Genomic DNA, 19,736 nt, shown 5'->3' on the forward strand with positions numbered 1-19,736 from the left:
GTCATCGGAGATCTAGTCATCTATAGGAGTAGAGCTTAGAATGGAGGCTGTGCGCTGTCAACGGGTTTGACGGCGGGACACGGCGCCAGGCGGACACCAGGCATTCCGGCCAGGCCACCCCGGCGCCATCAGCCAGCGAAACATGTTCGAGATCGATACCCATTTCCACGTGTTCTCCACCGGCGCGCCCGCGGTGGGCGGCGCACGCTACCGGCCCGCCTACGGCGCCAGCCTGGCGCAATGGCAGGCCATCGCGGCCGCGCACGGGGTGCGCGCCGGCGTGGTGGTGCAGCCAAGCTTCTTCGGCAGCGACAACAGCGAACTGGAGGCGGCGCTGGCGGCGTCGGCGGCGCTGCGCGGGGTCTGCGTGCTGGGGCCTGAAGCGTGCGCCGCGGAGCTGGCGCGGCTGCATGCGCTTGGCGTGCGCGGCCTGCGCTGGAACATGGTGGGGCGCCATGACGATGCGGGCTGGCGCGATGCGCGCTGGCCGGCTCTGCTCGAAGCCGCGCATGCGCTCGGCTGGCACCTGGAGCTGCATACCGATCCCGGCCGCCTGCCCGAAGTGCAGTCATGGCTGCCGCCGGTGCCGATTGCGCTGGTGCTGGATCACTTCGGCAAGCCTGCCGCCGGCGCGGCGCGCGATGCGCCGATGCTGGCCTGCGCGCGGCAGTGGCGCAGCCAGCGCCAGGTCTGCGTCAAACTGAGCGCGCCATACCGCGTGGCGGCGGCGGACCTGCGCGGCCTGGTGGCCGACTGGCACGATTGCCTGGGAGAGCAGGGGCTGCTATGGGGATCGGACTGGCCATGGACCAACCACGAGGCGGGGCCCGGCTACGGCGCGCTGCAGCGCATGGTGTGGGAATGGCTGGGTCCGCTGCGCGACGCGCCGGACCGCAATGCCGCGCGGCTGTTCGGCCTGCCGGCGGCGCCGGGGGCATAGCGGTGGGCAGTGCAGGCATGCGGGGCCGGGGCCCCGCATGCGTTCAGGCAGCGGCGTCCACGTTGCCGGTGGAGTTCTCGGGCACCACGTTGAAGCAGCCGCGGTAGGTCGCGTAGAACGAGCAGTACATGATCGCCAGCATCAGCAGCGAATACGGCGTGACCAGGAAGGAGAGCAGGGCCTCCGCGCCAAACGCGCCGAACACCGCCTCGAGGAAGAACGGGATCGCCACCAGCAGCACCGCGAACACCACGGCGTAGGCGAAGAACGCGCCGCGGTTGCGCCAGCACGCGGTCCAGCTGAAGAACAGCGCCTTGACCGGCGGCACGTTGTGCCACGCTGTCAGCAGCGGCGCGAACCAGAACAGCATGGCGATCGGCGTGTACAGCGCGGCGCCGATCATCAGCGCGAAGTAAAGCTGGCGCACTGCGTCGGCCGAAGGCGCCTCCTCCTTGAGCAGGATCGGCAGCAACGTGCTGATGTCGACCAGGCTGCCGGCGATCAGGCTCAGCACGAACACCAGCCCGGCGTAGATGCCGCCGAGCACCAGCAGGTTGCGGCTGGCCAGCTTGCCGTTGCCGCGGAACCCCGCTAGCAGGACGGTGGGTAGTACCCGCTTGTTCTGGATCACTTCGCGGCAGGCGGTCATGATGCCGACCGACAAGCCCGGGGTGATCACCAGCAGCGCGATGATGCCGATCAGCGGCACGAACACGGCCAGCTGCGCGGCGATGAGGTAGATGAACAGCAGCATCAGGAAGGCGAGCGGGTTCTTGCGGAACAGCCAGACACCCTGGCGGAACCAGACATAACCTTCCTTGGCGGAAACTTCCAGTAATTGCATGGCGCTCAGGTCCAGGGCAGTGCGGCGGCTTCGATGCGCCGGCGCAGGATGCGTTCGAAATGGGTCGGGTCGTGAGGCTGCAGCATGTCGGCTTCGCGCGGCAGGTAGAAGTCCCAAAGGCGCGATACCCAGAAGCGCAGCGCACCCGCGCGCAGCATGTCGCGCCAGCGCGCCGCCTCGACCGGCCCAAGCGGCCTTACCGCATGATAGGCCCGCAGCAGCGCCTGGGCACGGGCGTCGTCCAGCGTGCCGCTGGCCAGGTCGATGCACCAGTCGTTGACGGTGACGGCCAGGTCGAACAGCCACTTGTCGTTGCCGGCGAAGTAGAAGTCGAAGAAGCCGCCCAGCTTGTCGTGGCCTTGCCGGTCGACCTCGAACAGCGCATTGTCGCGGAACAGGTCGCAGTGGCAGGGGCCGCCCGGCAGCGCGGCGTAGTCGGTGCCGTGAAAAAAGGCGGCCTGGTGGGCCAGTTCCTGCTGCAGCAGCGTGCGCTGTCCGGCATCCAGGAAGGGCAGGATCTCGGCTTCGGTCTGCTGCCACCAGGGCAGGCTGCGCAGGTTGGGTTGCTGGCGCGGGTAGCTCTGGCCGGCCAGGTGCATGCGGGCCAGCATGTCGCCCACCTCGGCGCAGTGCCCTGCCGCGGGCGCCAGCTGCGAGCTGCCCGGCAAGCGCGTGACGATGGTGGCCGGCTTGCCCTTGAGCGCGCGCAGGATTTCGCCGTCGCGGCCCGGGATCGGGGCCGGCACGCGGATGCCTTGCGTGGCCAGGTGAGCCATCAGGTGCAGGTAGTAGGGCAGCTGCTCGAAAGTCAGCCGCTCGAAGATGGTCAGCACGTACTCGCGCGTGCTGCCGTCCTGTTCCATGGTCAGGAAGAAATTGCTGTTCTCGATGCCCGAGGCAATGCCGCGCAGGTCGCGCATCTTGCCCAGGTCGTAGTCAAGCAGCCAACTGGCGATCTCGTCCGGCGAGACCGTGGTGAATACGGCCATACTCTTTGTGTGAATCGAATCGGATGGCGGCGGGCGCAAAAGCCTGCGCATCGCCGCGGCATGGATGCCGGAAGCGCCGGCGCGGCCCCGCAGCGGTACTCTGGCGGGGTCGTGGGAAAGCGAAAAAAACGGAAATCGGAACCGGGTCAGGCAGCCAGCGCCGGAATCCCTGTTCAGGTTTCACGGCCCGGCTGCGATACCCACCGGCCGGATTGTGCCATCCGGCCCCGGGCAAGTCTCAGAATTGCAGCACGTTGACCGACGGCACGCGGTTCATGTCGCGGTCGCGGATCTTCGGCGAGCTGTCTTCCGGTTTGCTCATCTGGTACTTGGTGCCCACCCCGGACTTGACCTCGATATCCGTGGCCTGGCCCTTGTTGCGGTATTCCCGGATCTGCGTGCCGTCCGGCTCGTTGAGCTGGAAGCTCGGCTCGCGCGGCTTGTTGAGCTGGGTCTTGGCGGGCGGCGCAATCGGGCTGTTGTTGATCTGGTTCAGCTCTTGCTGGGTCAGGGCGCCGCCGACCTGCTCGGTGCCTTGTTGCGCAAACGCAGCGAAAGGTGCGCCGAGCGCCAGCAGTGCTGTGAATGCCAGCACCCGCGCGGATGCGGGAAACGGCTCCGGCTCTTCCGCGTTCGCGGCGGCCAGGAGGGAGGGGGAGGTCATTCAAGGCTCCTGTGCGATCCAGCAGTCAGGCATGCTGCATCGCGAATGGCGCTGCAGCCCGGCGACGCCGGGCTTTGGCAGTGTGTCAGGCTTCCATTCTAGCAATTCCTGCCCGTGCCGGGCCCCTGCGGTGACCCGCCGGGCACCCTGGCACGCGCCGTGCCGGGCGGAACCTACAGGTAGAACATTTCTTCCTTGGGCGGAATCGGGTTGTCGCCGCCGCGCTGCTCGTAGTATTCATATACCGCTTCGAGCACTTCATGCGGTTCGTCCACGATCTTCATCAGGTCGAGGTCGTGTTCGGCGATCAGGCCCATCGGCAGCAGCGTGAAGCGGAACCAGTCGAGCAGGCCCTTCCAGAAGCGGCTGCCGAACAGCACCACCGGCACCGCGCGCGACTTGCCGGTCTGCACCAGGGTCAGCACTTCGGCCAGTTCGTCGAGCGTGCCGAAGCCGCCCGGCATCACGATGAAGGCGTCGGAGTTCTTGACGAAGGTCACCTTGCGCGTGAAGAAGTGGCGAAAGCGCATGGCGATGTCCTGGTAGGGATTGCCTTGCTGCTCGTGCGGAAGCTCGATGTTCAGTCCGACGCTGGCCGATTTGCCGGCATGGGCGCCCTTGTTGGCCGCCTCCATGATGCCGGGGCCGCCGCCCGAGATCACCGCGAAGCCGGCGTCCGAGAACAGGCGCGCGATCTCGATGGTGCGCTGGTAGTAGGGCGAGTCCTCGCGCAGGCGTGCGCTGCCATAGATCGACACGGCCGGGCGGATCTCCGAGAGGTACTCGGTCGCCTCGATGAACTCTGCCATAATCGTGAACATTTGCCACGAGGCGCGCGCCTTCTTTGCCGTTGCGCGATCTTCGTCGGCCAGCGCGCGCAGGCTGGGAATCATCTTGCGCGGGTTGGCGCGAATGCCGGCGGCAGCGGGAGCGGTATCGCCCGGGCCATCGGAAGCGGCGCTGACCGTCACGTTCACGTCCATATCGGCCGCAGTGGTAATGCTGCCTTGCGCGGCCTGCTTCAGGGCCGCAGCCGGGTCTGCGGCGTCGGCCGCGCCGGTGCTGGGAGCGGCATTCGCACCGCCTGCGGCGGCACCAGTCAATTTTGAGTCCATGGGAATGTCGGATAGTCCAAAAACACTCTTGCTCGTCGATGGGTCGAGCTATCTGTATCGCGCGTATCACGCCCTGCCGGACCTGAGGAACGCGGAAGGGCTGCCCACAGGGGCAATCTACGGCATGATCAATATGCTGCGCAAGCTGCGCAACGATTTCCCGGCAGAGTATAGCGCCTGCGTGTTCGACGCCAAGGGCAAGACCTTCCGCGACGACCTTTATCCCGCCTACAAGGAGCATCGCCCGTCGATGCCCGAGGACCTGGCCAGGCAGATCGAGCCGATCCACGCCGCGGTGCGCGCGCTGGGCTGGCCGATCGTGGTGGTGGAGGGCGTAGAGGCCGACGACGTGATCGGCACGCTGGCGCGGGAGGCTACCGCGCAGGGCATGCGCACGGTGGTTTCCACCGGGGACAAGGACCTCGCCCAGCTGGTGGACGAGCATGTCACGCTGGTCAACACCATGAGCGGCGAGATCCTGGACCCGCCGGGCGTGGTGGCCAAGTTCGGCGTGCCGCCGCAGCGCATCGTCGACTATCTCTCGCTGATCGGCGACGCCGTGGACAATGTGCCCGGCGTGCCCAAGGTGGGTCCCAAGACCGCTGTCAAATGGCTGGCCGAGTACGGCACGCTCGACGACATCATGGCCAATGCCGCAGGCATCAAGGGCGTGGTGGGCGAGAACCTGCGCAATACGCTGGAATGGCTGCCCAAGGCGCGCGAGCTGGTGACGGTCAAGCTTGACTGCGACCTGAAGAGCGCGTTGTCCGATTTCCACCAGCTCAAGGATGCGGGCGAGGACAAGGACAAGCTGGTCGAGTTCTTCGGGCGCTACGGCTTCAAGACCTGGCTGCGCGAAGCCGCCGGCGAGAGCCTGCCCAATCCACGGGCCCAGGCGCGCGCGCGCGCCGGCGAGCCGCTGCCGGCCGGCAACGGCACGGTGCCCGGCGCGGCCGAGGGCCCGGCCCAGGGCGGCCTGTTCGATGCCGCGCCGGCGCCGGCCCAGATCCGCTACGAGGCCATCACCACGCAAGCCGCGCTGGAGGCCTTCATGCGCCGCGTGGAAACCGCGCCGCTGGTGGCCATCGATACCGAGACCACTTCACTTGATCCGATGCAGGCACAGCTGGTCGGCATCTCGATGTCGATCGAGCCGGGCGAGGCCGTCTATATCCCCGTGGCCCACGTCGGTCCCGACGTGGCCGGCCTGGAAGCGCGCGGGCAGCTGGCGCGCGAGTTCGTGCTCGAACGCATGCGCAAGTGGCTGGAGGACCCCGCGCGCGCCAAGCTCGGCCAGCACCTGAAGTACGACGTGCACGTGTTCGCCAACCACGGCATCGCGCTGCGCGGCGTCGCGCACGACACCATGCTGCAAAGCTACGTGCTGGCATCGCACCGCAACCACGGCATGGACAGCCTGGCCGAGCGCGTGCTCGGCCTCAAGACCATCACCTACGAAGAAGTGTGCGGCAAGGGCGCGAGCCAGATCTGCTTCGACCAGATCGATATCGCGCGCGCCACCGAGTACGCTGCCGAGGATGCCGACGTCACGCTGCGCCTGCACGGCAATATGTACCCGCAGGTGGAAGCCTTGCGCGGGCTGCACTACGTCTACGAGCAGATCGAGATGCCGGTCTCGGTGGTGCTGCAGAAGATCGAGCGCAACGGCGTGCTGATCGATGCGGAGCGCCTGGGCGCGCAGAGCGCGCAACTCGGCCAGCGCATGCTGGAGCTGGAAAAGGCCGCTTACGAGGCCGCCGGCCAGCCGTTCAACCTCGGCTCGCCCAAGCAGATCGGCGAGATCCTGTTCGGCCAGATGAAGCTGCCGGTGGTCAAGAAGACCGCCAGCGGCGCGCCGTCCACCGACGAAGAGGTATTGCAGAAGCTGGCCGAGGACTACCCGCTGCCCAAGCTGCTGCTGGACTACCGCGGCCTGGCCAAGCTCAAGTCGACCTACACCGACAAGCTGCCGAAGATGGTCAACGCGTCCACGGGCCGCGTGCACACCAGCTACGGGCAGGCCACCGCGGTGACGGGCCGGCTCGCGTCAACCGAGCCGAACCTGCAGAACATTCCCGTGCGCACGGAGGAAGGACGGCGCATCCGCGAGGCCTTCATCGCCGGCCCCGGCAACGTGATCGTCTCCGCCGACTACTCGCAGATCGAACTGCGCATCATGGCCCATATCTCGGGCGACGAGAACTTGTTGCGCGCCTTCGCCGAAGGCGCCGACGTGCACCGCGCCACCGCGGCGGAGATCTTCGGCGTGGAACAGGCCGCCGTCAACAGCGAGCAGCGCCGCTACGCCAAGGTCATCAACTTCGGCCTGATCTACGGCATGAGCGCGTTCGGCCTGGCCAGCAACCTCGGCATCGAGCGCGAGGCCGCCAAGCATTACATCGACCGCTACTTCATGCGCTATCCGGGCGTGGCGCGCTATATGGAGGAGACACGCCAGACCGCGCGCGAACAGGGCTTCGTCGAGACCGTGTTCGGCCGCCGCCTGTGGCTGCCCGACATCAACGGCGGCAACGGCCCGCGCCGCCAGGGCGCCGAGCGCGCGGCCATCAACGCGCCGATGCAGGGCACCGCGGCCGACCTGATCAAGCTGTCGATGATCGCCGTGCAGGGCTGGCTGGAGCGCGACGGGCTCGGTACGCGCCAGGTCATGCAGGTGCACGACGAACTGGTGCTGGAAGTGCCCGAGGCCGAACTGGAGCTGGTCAAGGTCAAGCTGCCGGAACTGATGTGCGGCGTGACGGAGCTGCGCGTGCCGCTGGTGGCCGAGGTGGGCAGCGGCAGCAACTGGGAGGAAGCGCACTAAGCGCTGCGCCTGCTCCCGCCTCTGCGCTTTTCCCAACACATGGGCTGCGCGCCGGCATTGCCGGCGCGGTGGTATTCCTGCATTCTGGTTTCGATTGAAGCGACCGCTGAATCGGTGAATGGCGTCTTGCCAGTCGTGCTGCTGTGCAGCAAACTGGCGAAAAGCCATGCCGGCCGACGCGCGTCTGGCCCTGCGGCTATAAGCATTTCGACGACACTGGGTAGATCATGAGCACAGAGAGGGCGCATCGCATCATCGTAGTGGGAGGAGGCGCAGGCGGGCTGGAACTGGTGACGCGGCTGGGCGACAAGCTCGGCAAGAGCGGGGCAGCGCAGGTGGTGCTGGTGGACCGCTCGCCAGTTCCAGCAGGGCGAGCTAACCGGGGTCGACCGGTCGCGCAAGACCATCTCGGTGGCCGCCTGCGTCGATCTCGATGGCATGGAGCTGCTGCCCGCGCGCGAATTGCCCTATGACACCCTGGTGCTGGCGATCGGTTGCGTCACGCATTTCTTCGGCGTGCCGGGCGCCGCCGACAACGCCATCGCCCTCGATACCGTGGCCCAGGCCGAGCGCTTCCGCCGCCGGCTGATCGCGGCCTGCGTGCGCGCGCAGAACGCGCGCGGACGCGTCGGCGAGGACGGGCGGCCACGCGTGGACGTGGCCATCATCGGGGCCGGCGCAACCGGCGTCGAGCTCTCCGCGGAGCTGCGCAATACCGCGCACGTGCTCAGCGCCTACGGCCTGCACCAACTCGATCCGCGCCGCGACGTGCGCATCCACGTGATCGAGGCCGGCCYGCGCATCCTGCCTGCGCTGTCCGAGCGCGTCTCCAGCGAAACCACCARATTGCTGCACAAGCTGGGCATCGATGTCTTCACCGCCGAGCGCGTCACCGAGGTCACCGCGAATGCGGTGCTGACCGCCAGCGGCAAGCGCATCGACGCCGACCTGACGGTGTGGGCCGCCGGCATCACTGCGCCGCCGGTGCTGGCCAGTCTCGGCCTGCCGGTCAGCCGGATGGGGCAGATCGTGGTCAAGCCCACGCTGCAAAGCGAGGGGGATCCCGATATCTTCGCCTTCGGCGACTGCGCCAGCTGCCCGTGGCCGGAGAAGCAGACGGCCGTGCCGCCGCGCGCCCAGGCCGCGCACCAGCAGGCCACCTTCCTCTTCGGCGCGCTGCGCGCACGCATCGAGGGCAAGCCGCTGCCCGCGTTCCAGTTCAAGGACCTGGGCTCGCTGGTGTCGCTCGGGCACTTCAGCGCGGTCGGCAGCCTGATGGGCGGGCTGATCGGCGGCTCGATGTTCATCGAGGGCCTGATGGCGCGGGTGATGTACAGCTCGCTGTACCGCATGCATGTGCTGGCGCTGCACGGCGCCGTGCGCATGGGGCTGGACACCGTCACCCACTGGCTGCGCAGCAAGACCAGCCCGCGCGTCAAGCTCCACTGACGGGGGGCGACAGCCCTCTTGCCCCGCCGCGTGCGTTTCACGCCATGTTTGCTTAGAATCGGTCTCCCGCCCACTCTCCAAGCAGGAGACCGCATGCTGAAGCCAGAAGTGGAAAGCCTTGTACCCGGCCAGTCCTTCGACCGCCGGACGTTCGTCAAGACGGCACTGGGTTCGGCGTTTGCCGCGGCCGCCCTGCCGGTGATGGCGCAGGCCATCAAGACCGACTTCGCCGGGCTGACCGCCGGCGAGGTCACCATCGCCTCGGGCGGCTTCCAGATGCCTGCCTACCGCGCCCAGCCGGAGGGCAAGACCAACCTGCCGGTGGTGCTGGTGGTCAGCGAGATCTTCGGCGTGCACGAGCATATCGCCGACATCTGCCGGCGCTTCGCCAAGCTGGGCTACCTCGCCATCGCGCCCGAGCTGTTTGCGCGCCAGGGAGATCCGGCCAGTTTCGGCACCATCCAGGAACTGCAGGCCAAGCTGGTCTCCAAGGTGCCCGACGAGCAGGCCGTGGGCGATCTCGATGCAGCCGTGGCCTGGGCCGCCGCCAATGGCGGCAATACCAGCCGCCTGGCCATCACCGGCTTCTGCTGGGGCGGGCGCATCACCTGGCTGTATGCCGCGCACAGCAAGCAACTGAAGGCCGCCGTGGCCTGGTATGGCCAGCTGGTAGGCGAGCCGAACCCGCTCAAGCCGAAGAACCCGTCCGACCTGGCAGCCGAACTCGAGGTGCCCGTGCTGGGCTTGTACGGCGGCAAGGATACCGGCATCACGCAGGAACACGTGGCCAGGATGAAGGCGGCCCTGGCGGCGACGGACAATCCCAACGCCCGTGCGTCGGTCTTCGTGGTCTATCCGGATGCCGGGCATGCCTTCAATGCCGACTACCGGCCAAGCTACCGCGAGGCCGATGCCAGGGACGGCTGGCAACACTGCCTGACCTGGTTCAAGCAGCGCGGCGTCTAGGCGCCGCGCGGGGCGCCGTACGACGCATTTGCAAAGTCGGCGCCAATCTACGTACAATGCGGGCTTCGTTTCTTGCAACACTGTTGCGTTTGAGATCGATGCGGCTCCCCAGGGGGCGCATAGCCGATCCCTGGAGCCCATCATCGATTCCACCCTTGTCTACATCCTGCTAGCTGCCACGATTTCGGGGGTGGGCAGTATCTTCGGGGCGGCCCTGCTGTCGCTGACGGTGGCCTCGCGCGTGGTGGAGCGCATGGTGAGCTTCTCGGTCGGGGTGCTGCTGGCTACCGCCTTGCTGCATTCCCTGCCCGAGGCGTTCGAGTCGGGGGCCGATCCGCGTGCCCTGTTCGGCACGCTGCTGGCCGGCTTGCTGGGCTTCTTCCTGCTGGAGAAGATCGCGCTGCTGCGCCACTCGCACCATCACGAGGGCGACGGGCACCACCATCACCACGGCCATGACCGCGAGGAAGCCGGGCGCAGCGGCCTGACCATCCTGGTCGGCGATACCTTCCACAACTTCGCCGACGGCATCGTGATCGCCGCGGCCTTCCTGGCCGACCCGCATATCGGCCTGGTCACCGCGCTGGCCATCGCCGCCCATGAAATCCCGCAGGAAGTGGGCGATTTCATCGTGCTGCTCAATGCCGGCTTTTCCAAGGCGCGCGCCTTCGCGTTCAACTTGCTGTCCAGCCTGGCGGCCATCGCCGGCGGCCTGGTGGGCTACTACCTGCTGGACCAGATGAGCGGCTGGATTCCCTACGTGCTGGTGATCGCGTCAAGCAGCTTCGTCTACATCGCGGTGAGCGACCTGATGCCGCAGATGCAGCGCAAGCCGCGCTGGCGCGAATCGATCATCCAGGTGGTGCTGGTGGCAACCGGCATCTGCGCCATCGTCTTCATCACCAACGGCGTGCACGAGGGGCATGGCCACCGCCACGCCGGCGCGGTGGCGTCGGTCCGTTAAGGAACTACGCGCCGCTCGCCACCGGCCTGGCCGGATCGGCGCACCATTCGCTCCAGGAGCCCGGGTACAGGGCGGCGCCGCGCAGGCCCGCCACTTCCAGCGCCAGCAGGTTGTGGCAGGCGGTCACGCCGGAGCCGCACTGCATGACGGCCTCGCTGGCCGGCCTGGCGCCGAGCACCTGCGTGAATTCCTGCCGCAGCGCGGCGGCGGACTTGAAGCTGCCGTCGGCCAGCAGGTTGTCCTTGAAGAACCGGTTGGCCGCGCCGGGAATATGTCCGCCGACCGGATCCAGGGTCTCGTTCTCGCCGCGGAAGCGGTCGGGCGCGCGGGCGTCCACCACCAGCCGGCCCCGCTCGTCGATATTGGCAAGCACCAGGTTCGCGTCCACCGTTGCCGCCAGCGATGCCTTGCCGGTGAGCGTGCCCGCCGTCGCGGGCTCGGGCGTGCTGCCCGCTTCCAGCGGCAGGCCGGCTGCCACCCACGCGTTCTTGCCGCCGTCCAGCACCGCCACCGCCTCATGTCCCAGCCAGCGCAGCAGCCACCACAGGCGCGCCGCATACATGCCGCCCTGGGCGTCGTAGGCAATCACCTGGCTGTCTTCGTTGACGCCGAGCACGCGCAGGCGCGCGGTCAGCGCGTTGGGGTCGGGCAGGGGATGGCGGCCGTTGCTGCCGGTCTTCTCGCCGGACAGTTCATTGTCCAGGTGCAGGTAGAAGGCGCCCGGCAGGTGGCCGGCATGGTAGGACTCGCGGCCGGCGGCCGGGTTTGCCAGGTCGAAGCTGCAGTCGATCACGACGCTGTGGCGGCCGCTGTCTTCGCGCAGCGCGCGCAGGTCCTGGCTGGAAATCAGGGTGGTGAACATGGAATAGCCTCTGGTTGTGAAAGCACTCTGGCGCGACGCGGGACGGGCACGGCGCGCCACGTTGGATGCTACACCTCGGGGTGGACTTCGGCCTCCGCCGACTTGACCGGGGTATTGCGCGTGGGCTGCTGGTTGGAACCCTCCCGCGCGCGCGTCAGGGTGGTGACGATGCCGCTGGCGATAATGAGGGCCATGCCCAGCCACGACAGCCAGTTGAGCTTGTCGCTCCAGACCAGCATGCCCCACAGGCTGGAAAACACGATGCCGGCGTATTGCAGGTTGGCGGTAAGCAGCGTGTTGCCGCGCTTGTAGGCGCGCGTCATGGCGGTCTGGCCCAGGGTGGCGAGCACGCCGATCCCCAGCAGCAGGCCCGCGCCGTGCCAGCTATGCGCGCTGTGGCCGCTGAACAGCATCCAGGCCAGCCCGACCACCATGCCCACCGCGGAGAAATAGAACACGATGCGGCCCTCGGGCTCGCCCAGCTGACCGAGCTGGCGCACTTCCACATAGGCCAGCGCGGTGAAGATGCCGGAGATCAGGCCGATCAGGCCGCCGGTGAGCTGATCGTGGCCCACCGACGGTTGCAGCAGGCACAGCACGCCGGCGAAGGACATCAGGATGGCGCCGATCAGCTTGCGGTCGGCGCCGCCGGTGCCGGTCAGCGCGGCGCCGGCGCCCAGGATCAGGGCGATCCATACCGGCGACATGTAGTTCAGCGTCATCGCCGTGGCCAGCGGCAGCAGCGTGATCGAGGTGAACCACAGCAGCAGCGCGGTCACGCCGAACAGGCTGCGCTTGATATGCATGACCATGTGCGGCGTGCGTACCGAGACGCCCGACGATGACAGCACCACCCACATGATGATCACGCTCACCAGGCTGCGGTAGAACACGATCTCGCCCGTGGTGTACAGCTCGGACGCCAGCTTGACGCCCACCCCCATCAAGGAAAAGGCGAAGGCGGCGAACAGCATCCAGAGCGATTGCATGGCGGGGGCGAAAAGGAGGAATGAACAGCGCGCGGACCCGGCCCCCGGCGAGAACAGGAGGCCGCGCCCGCGAAAGGCTTCGCGCAGGCGAAGGGCCGGCGCGCGCCGGCGAGGCGTCGGGCGCACACCGGATGGGCGATTGTATCAGTGCGAGTGCACCGCAACAAAGGCAAAACGGACCGCCGGGGCGGTCCGTTTCATCGGTTTTGGGGCTTTTGCCACGGTGGCGGCCGCCAGGCGATCAGTCCTGGAAGGACATGGCGCGGCGATACCATTCATGGAAGTGCTGCATGCCGTCTTCCATGGGGGACTGGTACGGGCCGGTTTCGCTGACCCCGCGCCTGAGCAAAGCCTTGCGGCCCGCATCCATGCGCTCGGCGATCTCGTCGTCTTCCACGCACGTTTCCATGTAGGCCGCGCGCTCGGCCTCGACGAATTCGCGCTCGAACAGCACGATTTCCTCGGGGTAGTAGAACTCCACCACATTGCGCGTCTTGTTCGGTCCGAGCGGATGCAGCGTCGAAACCACCAGCACATGCGGGTACCACTCCACCATGATGTTGGGGTAGTAGGTCAGCCAGATCGCGCCGTACTTCGGCAACACGCCGTTGTTGAAGCGCAGCACCGCCTCGTGCCATTTCTGGTACGTCGGGCTGCCCGGGCGCTTGAGCCCGGCGTGCAGTCCCACCGTCTGGACGCTGTGCCAGTCGCCGAACTCCCAGCTCAGGTCGTCGCAGGAAACGAAGCTGCCCAGGCCCGGGTGGAACGGCACGACGTGATAGTCCTCCAGATAGACCTCGATGAAGGTCTTCCAGTTGTAGTCGCACTCGTGGATCTCGACGTGGTCGAGCATGTAGCCGTCGAAGTCCAGGTCTTCGGCCACGCCCAGGCGGGCGAGGTCGGCGCGCACGTCGCGCTGGCCTTCGAACAGCAGCCCGTTCCAGTTCTGCAGCGGCGAGCGGTTCAGGTGCACGCACGGCTGCTTGTCGAAATGCGGCGCGCCGAGCAGTTCGCCCTTCAGGTCGTAGGTCCAGCGATGCAGCGGGCAGACGATGTTCGGCGTATTGCCGCGGCCGTTGAGCATGATGGCCTGCCGGTGGCGGCAGACATTGGACAGGAGCTCGATTCCATCCGGGTTGCGGACCAGGATGCGGCCCTCTTCCTCGGCGGCGAGCGCCTGGTAGTCGCCTGCTTCGGGGACCATCAGTTCATGGCCGACGTAGCCGGGGCCCTTCTTGAACAGCAGTTCCAGTTCTTGTTGATGCAGCGCCTCGTCGAAGTAGACGTTGACGGGCAGTTGCGAATCAGCCGGCACCAGTTTCAGCGCGGTGCTGAGATTGGACATTATCCCCACTCCCTATGACAGGCGAAAGCAGTGAACAACCCAACCATCGAAAGAAATCGATTTGGGAAAGACAGTCAGTCGCGCCCAGGCCTGCTTCCCGGCCGTGGAGTTGAGATCGCGCTGACGAACCGCGGATTGTACCCGAGCCAAAATGTTAAGGGACTGATTATTTTGCCTTTTTAGCGAAAAAGTCGACCCGGGTCGTCATGGGGGTGCGGTTGCGGGCGCATTCGGAAAGACGACCCAAGCGCACAAGTCACTTTCCGGCAACGCCATGCACACACGCATGCATGGATGGGGCCAATCTCGCGCTTTGGCGTAAAATCCCAGCTTCCCCAGATTCAATGTCCGCAATGCCCAAGACTACGAGCTCCCCGGCCCAGGCCGATCCGGCCTCGGCCGACCAGCGGTCCGCCACCGCGACGCCCGCATCCTATGAGGCCGCCATGGCCGAACTGGAGGCACTGGTGGCCAGCATGGAAGGCGGGGCACTGCCGCTGGAAGATTCGTTGGCGGCGTACAAGCGCGGCGCGGAGCTGGTGAGGTATTGCCAGCAGACGCTCGAGCGCGTGGAACAGCAGGTCAAGGTGCTGGAGGGCGATGTACTGAAGTCCGCCCCGGCCGAGGCCACGATGGCGGGAGAGCAGGAATGAGCGAATCCAGGCAGAATCTCGACGCCGGCGATTTCGCCGGCTGGATGCGCGCCCGGGGCGCCAGGACCGAAACGGCGCTCGAGGCCGAGCTGCCCGCCGTCGATACCGTGCCCGGCAAGCTGCATGACGCGATGCGGTATGCTGTGCTCGGCGGCGGCAAGCGAGTACGGCCGTTGCTGGTGCACGCTGCCGGCGAAGTGGCTGGTGCCACACCCGAGGCCTGCGATGCCGCGGCCTGCGCGGTGGAGATGATCCACGCGTATTCGCTGGTGCATGACGACATGCCTTGCATGGACGACGACGACCTGCGTCGCGGGCGTCCCACCGTGCACAAGGCCTATGATGAGGCGACGGCGCTGCTGGTAGGCGACGCGCTGCAGACCCAGGCGTTCATGGTCCTGGCCGAATCGGCTTCGCTGGCCTCGCTCGATGCTGCCGCGCGCATGCGCCTGGTGGCGGAACTGGCCCGGGCCTCCGGCTCGGTCGGCATGGCGGGCGGGCAGGCAATCGACCTGCAGCACGTCGGCCTGGCCATGTCGCTGGATGAACTCGAAGCGATGCACCGCATGAAGACCGGTGCCCTGTTGCGCGCCAGCGTGCGCATGGGCGCCTATTGCGGCAAGGTGGACGAAGCCGGCCTGGCCGCGCTCGACCGTTATGCCGCGGCTGTTGGGCTGGCGTTCCAGGTGGTGGACGATATCCTCGACGTGACTGCGGATACCGCCACGCTGGGCAAGACCGCCGGCAAGGATGCCGCCAACGACAAGCCGACCTATGTCTCGCTGATGGGCCTCGAGCCCGCCCGCGAGCTGGCAGCGAAATTGCGCGCCTCGGCGCACGAGGCGCTGGCGGTGTTCGGCGCGCGCGCCAAACGCCTGGGCGAACTGGCCGATCTGATCGTGCTGCGCTCGAATTGAACTGATAAGCAGAAAACCGATAACCGGGCACAAGAATCCGGCCGCCGAACGGACATTATGACCTACGCACTGCTCAAAACCATAGAAGACCCCGCCGCCCTCCGCAGGCTGGACCGGCGCCAGCTCCAGACGCTGGCCGATGAACTCCGCGCCTACGTGCTCGAATCCGTGTCGCAGACCGGCGGCCACCTGTCGTCCAATCTCGGCACGGTCGAGCTGACCATCGCCCTGCACTATGTGTTCGACACCCCCGAGGACCGCGTGGTATGGGACGTCGGCCACCAAAGCTACCCGCACAAGATCCTGACCGGACGGCGCGACCGCATGCATTCGCTGCGCCAGTGGGGTGGCATCTCGGGCTTCCCGCGCCGCTCGGAAAGCGAATACGACACCTTCGGCACCGCCCATTCCTCGACCTCGATCTCGGCCGCGCTCGGCATGGCGCTGGGCGCGCGCACGCAGGGCGAGAAGCGCGTAGCGATCGCCGTGATCGGCGACGGCGCGATGACCGCGGGCATGGCCTTCGAAGCCATGAACAATGCGGGCGTCTACAAGGACCTGCCGCTGCTGGTGGTGCTCAACGACAACGACATGTCGATCTCGCCCCCGGTCGGCATGCTCAACCGCCACCTCGCGCGCCTGATGAGCGGCCAGTTCTATGCCTCGACCAAGAAGCATATCGAACGCGTGCTGTCGGTGGCGCCGCCGGTGCTGGAATTCGCCAAGCGCTTCGAGGAACACGCCAAGGGCATGATGGTGCCGGCGACGATGTTCGAAGAGTTCGGCTTCAACTACATCGGCCCGATCGACGGCCATGACCTCGAGTCGCTGGTGCCGACGCTGCAGAACATCCGCCAGCGCGCCCTCGAAGGGGGCGGCCCGCAGTTCCTGCACGTGGTCACCAAGAAGGGCCAGGGCTACAAGCTGGCCGAGGCCGACCCGATCCTGTACCACGGCCCGGGCAAGTTCAATCCGGCCGAAGGCATCCGCCCGTCGGCCAAGCCGGCGCGCAAGACCTACACCCAGGTGTTCGGCGACTGGCTGTGCGACATGGCCGCGGCCGATTCGCGCCTGGTGGCGGTGACGCCGGCCATGCGCGAAGGCTCGGGCATGGTCGAGTTCGAGAAGCGCTTCCCGGACCGCTACTACGACGTGGGCATCGCCGAGCAGCACGCGGTGACGTTCGCCGGCGGCCTGGCCTGCGAGGGCCTGCACCCCGTGGTGGCGATCTATTCGACGTTCCTGCAGCGCGGCTACGACCAGCTGATCCACGACGTGGCGCTGCAGAACCTGCCGGTGGTGTTCGCGCTGGACCGCGCGGGCCTGGTCGGCGCCGACGGCGCCACCCACGCGGGTGCCTACGATATCGCCTTCCTGCGCTGCATCCCCAACATGATGGTGATGACGCCGGCCGACGAGAACGAATGCCGCCAGCTGCTGACCACCGCGTTCCAGCAGGATTGTCCGACCGCCGTGCGCTATCCGCGCGGCGCGGGCGCCGGCGTGGCGACCGAGGCGGCACTGACCGCACTGCCGGTGGGCAAGGGCGAGATGCGCCGCACTGGCGGCGCGCGCGCCGGCCAGCGCGTGGCCATCCTGGCCTTCGGCTCGATGCTGCATCCTGCGCTGGGCGCGGCCGAGGCGCTCGACGCTTCGGTGGCCAACATGCGCTTCGTCAAGCCGCTCGATGAAGAGCTGGTGAAGAAGCTGGCGCGCGAGCACGACTATCTCGTCACCGTCGAAGAAGGCTGCGTGATGGGCGGTGCGGGCAGCGCGGTGCTCGAAGCGCTGGCCGCTGCCGGTGTCGCGGTGCCGGTGCTGCAGCTCGGCCTGCCCGACCGCTTCGTCGACCACGGCGACCCCGCCTTCCTGCTCTCGCAGTGCGGGCTGGACGCTGCCGGCATCGAGCACTCGGTGCGCGAACGCTTCAACCTGGCCGCGGCGACGGTCGCCACGCGCGCGGCCTGATCCTGCCCCGCATGCCCGCTGCCGGCGGGCGTGCGCTTGCCGCGCGCTGATCCCCCTGCGCATCCCCGCGCTCCGTGTGCGGGTATCGTCTCCGCCCGGGCAGCCCCGGGCGATTTCACTTAGAATCCCACGTTCTGTGTTCGCAGCTGCGGGAGGCATGGGTTGCCGTCGCCCGCGGTTTCACACTCGTTGCGCGGCAGTGTTGTCTGCGAAAAATGCCGCGACCGTAGAGGAAACCTAGGAATCCGGTATGAATGACATCAATCCCGCCTTCGTGATGCCCGACGTGCAGTCGAGCCTCGACACCCGCCAGATCCCCATCCAGCGGGTCGGCGTGAAAGGCGTGCGTTATCCCCTGTCGCTGAAGACGCCGGCTGGCGTGCAGGCCACCGTTGGCACCTTCAATCTCGACGTGCACCTGCCCGCCGACCAGAAGGGCACGCATATGTCGCGCTTCGTGGCCTTGCTCGAGGAAGAGCGCGAGCCGCTCGAACCGGCCACCTTCCGCAGGCTGCTCGACAAGATGCTGCTCAAGCTCGAGGCCGAGGCCGGCCGCATCGAAGTCACCTTCCCGTATTTCATCAACAAGGTCGCGCCGGTATCGGGCGTGCAATCGCTGATGGACTATGAGGTCACCCTGGTCGGCGAAGTGCGCAACGGCGCCGCCAAGGTATCGCTGAAGGCATTGGTGCCGGTCACCAGCCTGTGCCCGTGCTCCAAGAAGATCTCGCAGTACGGTGCGCACAACCAGCGTTCGCACATCACCATGAATGTCGAGCTGGCGGGCGACCTGCCGGTCGAGGCGCTGGTGCGCATGGCCGAGGAAGAAGCCTCGTGCGAGCTGTGGGGCCTGCTCAAGCGCCCGGACGAGAAGTTCGTCACCGAGCGCGCCTATGAAAATCCGAAGTTCGTCGAGGACCTAGTGCGCGACATCGCCATGCGCCTCAATGCGGACGAGCGCATCGTGGCGTACGTGCTCGAGGCGGAGAATTTCGAATCCATCCACAATCACAGCGCCTACGCCGTGATCGAGCGGGACAAGCGGGTCGCCTGATCGTCTGCATGCTGCCGGCGGGCGCAGGCAGCATGCGGTCCGCCGGACCTGCCGGGCGCTAGGCCGGCAGCCGGATATCCGACAGTTCCCAGCGCGGCGTCACGCCATAGCTGTAGTCGCGCTGCGCCAGCTGCGGCGCGGCCTGCAGGCGCATCGCGCCGGCGAAGGCGATCATCGCGCCGTTGTCGGTGCAGAACGCCAGGTCGGGGTAATGCACCTCGATCTTCTTCTGCGCGGCGAGCTGGTTCAGCCGCTCGCGCAACTGCCGGTTGGCGCCCACGCCGCCGGCCACCACCAGCCTGCGGTGCCCGGTCTGCTTGAGCGCGGCCATCGACTTGGCGGCCAGCACGTCGACGATGGCGTCGACGAACGAGCGCGCCAGGTTGGCGCGGTCCTGCTCGCACACATTGCCGAGCTTGCGGGTTTGCGTCAGCACCGCCGTCTTGAGTCCGGCAAAGGAAAAATCCAGGTTGCCCGAATGCAGCATCGGCCGCGGCAGCGCGAAGGCGCCGGGCGTGCCGAATTCGGCCAGCCGCGATACCTCGGGCCCGCCCGGATAGTTCAGGCCGAGCAGCTTGGCGGTCTTGTCGAAGGCTTCGCCGGCGGCGTCGTCCAGCGTTTCTCCCAGCAGCGTGTAGTCGCCGATGCCGCGCACCTCCATCAGTTGCGTGTGCCCGCCGGACACCAGCAAGGCAACGAAGGGGAAGGGCGGCGGATCGCGCGTCAGCAGCGGCGACAGCAGGTGGCCTTCGAGATGGTGCACGCCGAGCATCGGCACATTGAGTGCGAAGCCCAGCGCATTGGCGACCGATGCCCCTACCAGCAGCGCGCCGGCCAGGCCGGGTCCCTGCGTGAACGCGATCGCGTCGATGTCGGCGCGGGTGCGCCCGGCCTCGCCGAGGATCTGCTGCAGCAGCGGCAGCACCCGGCGGATGTGGTCGCGCGAGGCGAGTTCGGGCACCACGCCGCCGTAGTCGCGATGCATGGCGATCTGCGAATGGAGTGCGTGGGAGAGCAGGCCGGCCCCGGTGTCGTAGAGGGCCAGGCCGGTTTCGTCGCAGGAGGATTCGATGCCGAGGACAAGCATGGGAAGCGCCGGGCCGGCCTCGGGCGGGGCCGGCAAATCAAGGGGTTGGCGCAGGCCGCGGCCCGTGTGGGCGGTGGCCTGGCGCAAGGCCAGCAGGGTAGCACAG

At 67.4% G+C, this 19,736-nt stretch carries 16 protein-coding genes and 1 pseudogene; 9 read left to right on the forward strand and 8 right to left on the reverse strand.

Annotation, left to right across the window (positions count from 1 at the left end; genetic code table 11):
• The first annotated feature begins 142 nt into the window (after positions 1–142).
• The gene (locus AC1DO7_RS16360) at positions 143–940 is read left to right on the forward strand and encodes an amidohydrolase family protein (RefSeq protein ID WP_441613142.1); all 798 of its coding nucleotides are present in this window, start codon (positions 143–145) and stop codon (positions 938–940) included.
• A gap of 43 nt (positions 941–983) precedes the next feature.
• Here AC1DO7_RS16360 and AC1DO7_RS16365 read toward each other — a convergent pair whose 3' ends face one another.
• The 4 genes from AC1DO7_RS16365 to AC1DO7_RS16380 all read right to left on the reverse strand — a co-directional run bounded on the left by AC1DO7_RS16365 (position 984) and on the right by AC1DO7_RS16380 (position 4,552).
• Positions 984–1,784: a BPSS1780 family membrane protein gene (locus tag AC1DO7_RS16365; RefSeq protein ID WP_441613140.1), complete on the reverse strand. Its 801-nt coding sequence runs from the start codon at positions 1,782–1,784 to the stop codon at positions 984–986.
• Between the two features lie 5 nt (positions 1,785–1,789).
• Entirely contained in the window at positions 1,790–2,773 is a 984-nt protein-coding gene (locus AC1DO7_RS16370; protein ID WP_441613139.1) for a homoserine kinase, read from the reverse strand.
• A gap of 238 nt (positions 2,774–3,011) precedes the next feature.
• Positions 3,012–3,437: a DUF2782 domain-containing protein gene (locus AC1DO7_RS16375; RefSeq protein WP_441613138.1), complete on the reverse strand. Its 426-nt coding sequence runs from the start codon at positions 3,435–3,437 to the stop codon at positions 3,012–3,014.
• A 173-nt stretch (positions 3,438–3,610) separates the two neighbouring features.
• The gene (locus AC1DO7_RS16380; RefSeq protein WP_441613137.1) at positions 3,611–4,552 is read right to left on the reverse strand and encodes an LOG family protein; all 942 of its coding nucleotides are present in this window, start codon (positions 4,550–4,552) and stop codon (positions 3,611–3,613) included.
• A 4-nt stretch (positions 4,553–4,556) separates the two neighbouring features.
• Here AC1DO7_RS16380 and polA point away from each other — a divergent pair, with 4 nt between their 5' ends.
• From polA to AC1DO7_RS16400, 4 genes and pseudogenes are all read left to right on the forward strand, one after another.
• On the forward strand, positions 4,557–7,376 hold the full coding sequence (polA, locus tag AC1DO7_RS16385; RefSeq protein WP_441613136.1) for a DNA polymerase I: 2,820 nt from the start codon (positions 4,557–4,559) through the stop codon (positions 7,374–7,376).
• 227 nt (positions 7,377–7,603) lie between these two features.
• Positions 7,604–8,825: pseudogene (locus AC1DO7_RS16390) on the forward strand (NAD(P)/FAD-dependent oxidoreductase).
• 93 nt (positions 8,826–8,918) lie between these two features.
• Positions 8,919–9,791, forward strand: coding sequence for a dienelactone hydrolase family protein (locus tag AC1DO7_RS16395; protein WP_441613134.1), 873 nt, complete (start codon positions 8,919–8,921; stop codon positions 9,789–9,791).
• 130 nt (positions 9,792–9,921) lie between these two features.
• Entirely contained in the window at positions 9,922–10,755 is an 834-nt protein-coding gene (locus AC1DO7_RS16400) for a ZIP family metal transporter (protein ID WP_441613322.1), read from the forward strand.
• 4 nt (positions 10,756–10,759) lie between these two features.
• On the opposite strand, the gene AC1DO7_RS16405 is transcribed toward AC1DO7_RS16400, so the two are convergent.
• The 3 genes from AC1DO7_RS16405 to AC1DO7_RS16415 form a co-directional block, all read right to left on the reverse strand.
• The gene (locus AC1DO7_RS16405) at positions 10,760–11,617 is read right to left on the reverse strand and encodes a sulfurtransferase (RefSeq protein WP_441613133.1); all 858 of its coding nucleotides are present in this window, start codon (positions 11,615–11,617) and stop codon (positions 10,760–10,762) included.
• 68 nt (positions 11,618–11,685) lie between these two features.
• Positions 11,686–12,606 (reverse strand): DMT family transporter, encoded by a 921-nt coding sequence (locus tag AC1DO7_RS16410; RefSeq protein ID WP_441613132.1) that lies wholly within the window; start codon positions 12,604–12,606, stop codon positions 11,686–11,688.
• A gap of 241 nt (positions 12,607–12,847) precedes the next feature.
• Entirely contained in the window at positions 12,848–13,951 is a 1,104-nt protein-coding gene (locus AC1DO7_RS16415; RefSeq protein WP_441643183.1) for an aromatic ring-hydroxylating oxygenase subunit alpha, read from the reverse strand.
• 353 nt (positions 13,952–14,304) lie between these two features.
• Here AC1DO7_RS16415 and AC1DO7_RS16420 point away from each other — a divergent pair, with 353 nt between their 5' ends.
• The 4 genes from AC1DO7_RS16420 to folE2 all read left to right on the forward strand — a co-directional run bounded on the left by AC1DO7_RS16420 (position 14,305) and on the right by folE2 (position 18,543).
• Positions 14,305–14,604, forward strand: coding sequence for an exodeoxyribonuclease VII small subunit (locus AC1DO7_RS16420; protein ID WP_441613130.1), 300 nt, complete (start codon positions 14,305–14,307; stop codon positions 14,602–14,604).
• Complete coding sequence (locus AC1DO7_RS16425; protein WP_441613129.1) at positions 14,601–15,521, forward strand: polyprenyl synthetase family protein; 921 nt, start codon at positions 14,601–14,603, stop codon at positions 15,519–15,521. The genes AC1DO7_RS16420 and AC1DO7_RS16425 overlap by 4 nt, the downstream gene beginning before the upstream one ends.
• A 57-nt stretch (positions 15,522–15,578) precedes the next feature.
• On the forward strand, positions 15,579–17,489 hold the full coding sequence (dxs, locus tag AC1DO7_RS16430; RefSeq protein WP_441613128.1) for a 1-deoxy-D-xylulose-5-phosphate synthase: 1,911 nt from the start codon (positions 15,579–15,581) through the stop codon (positions 17,487–17,489).
• Positions 17,490–17,739: 250 nt separating this feature from the next.
• A complete protein-coding gene (folE2, locus tag AC1DO7_RS16435; protein ID WP_441613127.1) occupies positions 17,740–18,543 on the forward strand; it encodes a GTP cyclohydrolase FolE2 in 804 nt (267 codons plus the stop codon).
• Between the two features lie 58 nt (positions 18,544–18,601).
• Here the strand turns inward: folE2 and tsaD are convergent, their stop codons facing one another.
• Positions 18,602–19,630, reverse strand: a complete 1,029-nt coding sequence (tsaD, locus tag AC1DO7_RS16440; RefSeq protein WP_441613126.1) for a tRNA (adenosine(37)-N6)-threonylcarbamoyltransferase complex transferase subunit TsaD — start codon at positions 19,628–19,630, stop codon at positions 18,602–18,604.
• Positions 19,631–19,736 lie beyond the last annotated feature (106 nt).

The sequence above is a fragment of the Cupriavidus sp. 05N40 genome (assembly GCF_056397305.1).

Coding starts and splice junctions, on each gene's coding strand:
- AC1DO7_RS16405 (WP_441613133.1), bottom strand. CDS start 11,617: ATGTTCACCACCCTGATTTCCAGCCAGGACCTGCGCGCGCTGCGCGAA.
- tsaD (WP_441613126.1), bottom strand. CDS start 19,630: ATGCTTGTCCTCGGCATCGAATCCTCCTGCGACGAAACCGGCCTGGCC.
- AC1DO7_RS16370 (WP_441613139.1), bottom strand. CDS start 2,773: ATGGCCGTATTCACCACGGTCTCGCCGGACGAGATCGCCAGTTGGCTG.
- AC1DO7_RS16425 (WP_441613129.1), top strand. CDS start 14,601: ATGAGCGAATCCAGGCAGAATCTCGACGCCGGCGATTTCGCCGGCTGG.
- AC1DO7_RS16365 (WP_441613140.1), bottom strand. CDS start 1,784: ATGCAATTACTGGAAGTTTCCGCCAAGGAAGGTTATGTCTGGTTCCGC.
- folE2 (WP_441613127.1), top strand. CDS start 17,740: ATGAATGACATCAATCCCGCCTTCGTGATGCCCGACGTGCAGTCGAGC.
- AC1DO7_RS16375 (WP_441613138.1), bottom strand. CDS start 3,437: ATGACCTCCCCCTCCCTCCTGGCCGCCGCGAACGCGGAAGAGCCGGAG.
- dxs (WP_441613128.1), top strand. CDS start 15,579: ATGACCTACGCACTGCTCAAAACCATAGAAGACCCCGCCGCCCTCCGC.
- AC1DO7_RS16410 (WP_441613132.1), bottom strand. CDS start 12,606: ATGCAATCGCTCTGGATGCTGTTCGCCGCCTTCGCCTTTTCCTTGATG.
- AC1DO7_RS16395 (WP_441613134.1), top strand. CDS start 8,919: ATGCTGAAGCCAGAAGTGGAAAGCCTTGTACCCGGCCAGTCCTTCGAC.
- AC1DO7_RS16415 (WP_441643183.1), bottom strand. CDS start 13,951: ATGTCCAATCTCAGCACCGCGCTGAAACTGGTGCCGGCTGATTCGCAA.
- AC1DO7_RS16420 (WP_441613130.1), top strand. CDS start 14,305: ATGCCCAAGACTACGAGCTCCCCGGCCCAGGCCGATCCGGCCTCGGCC.
- AC1DO7_RS16380 (WP_441613137.1), bottom strand. CDS start 4,552: ATGGACTCAAAATTGACTGGTGCCGCCGCAGGCGGTGCGAATGCCGCT.
- AC1DO7_RS16360 (WP_441613142.1), top strand. CDS start 143: ATGTTCGAGATCGATACCCATTTCCACGTGTTCTCCACCGGCGCGCCC.
- polA (WP_441613136.1), top strand. CDS start 4,557: ATGTCGGATAGTCCAAAAACACTCTTGCTCGTCGATGGGTCGAGCTAT.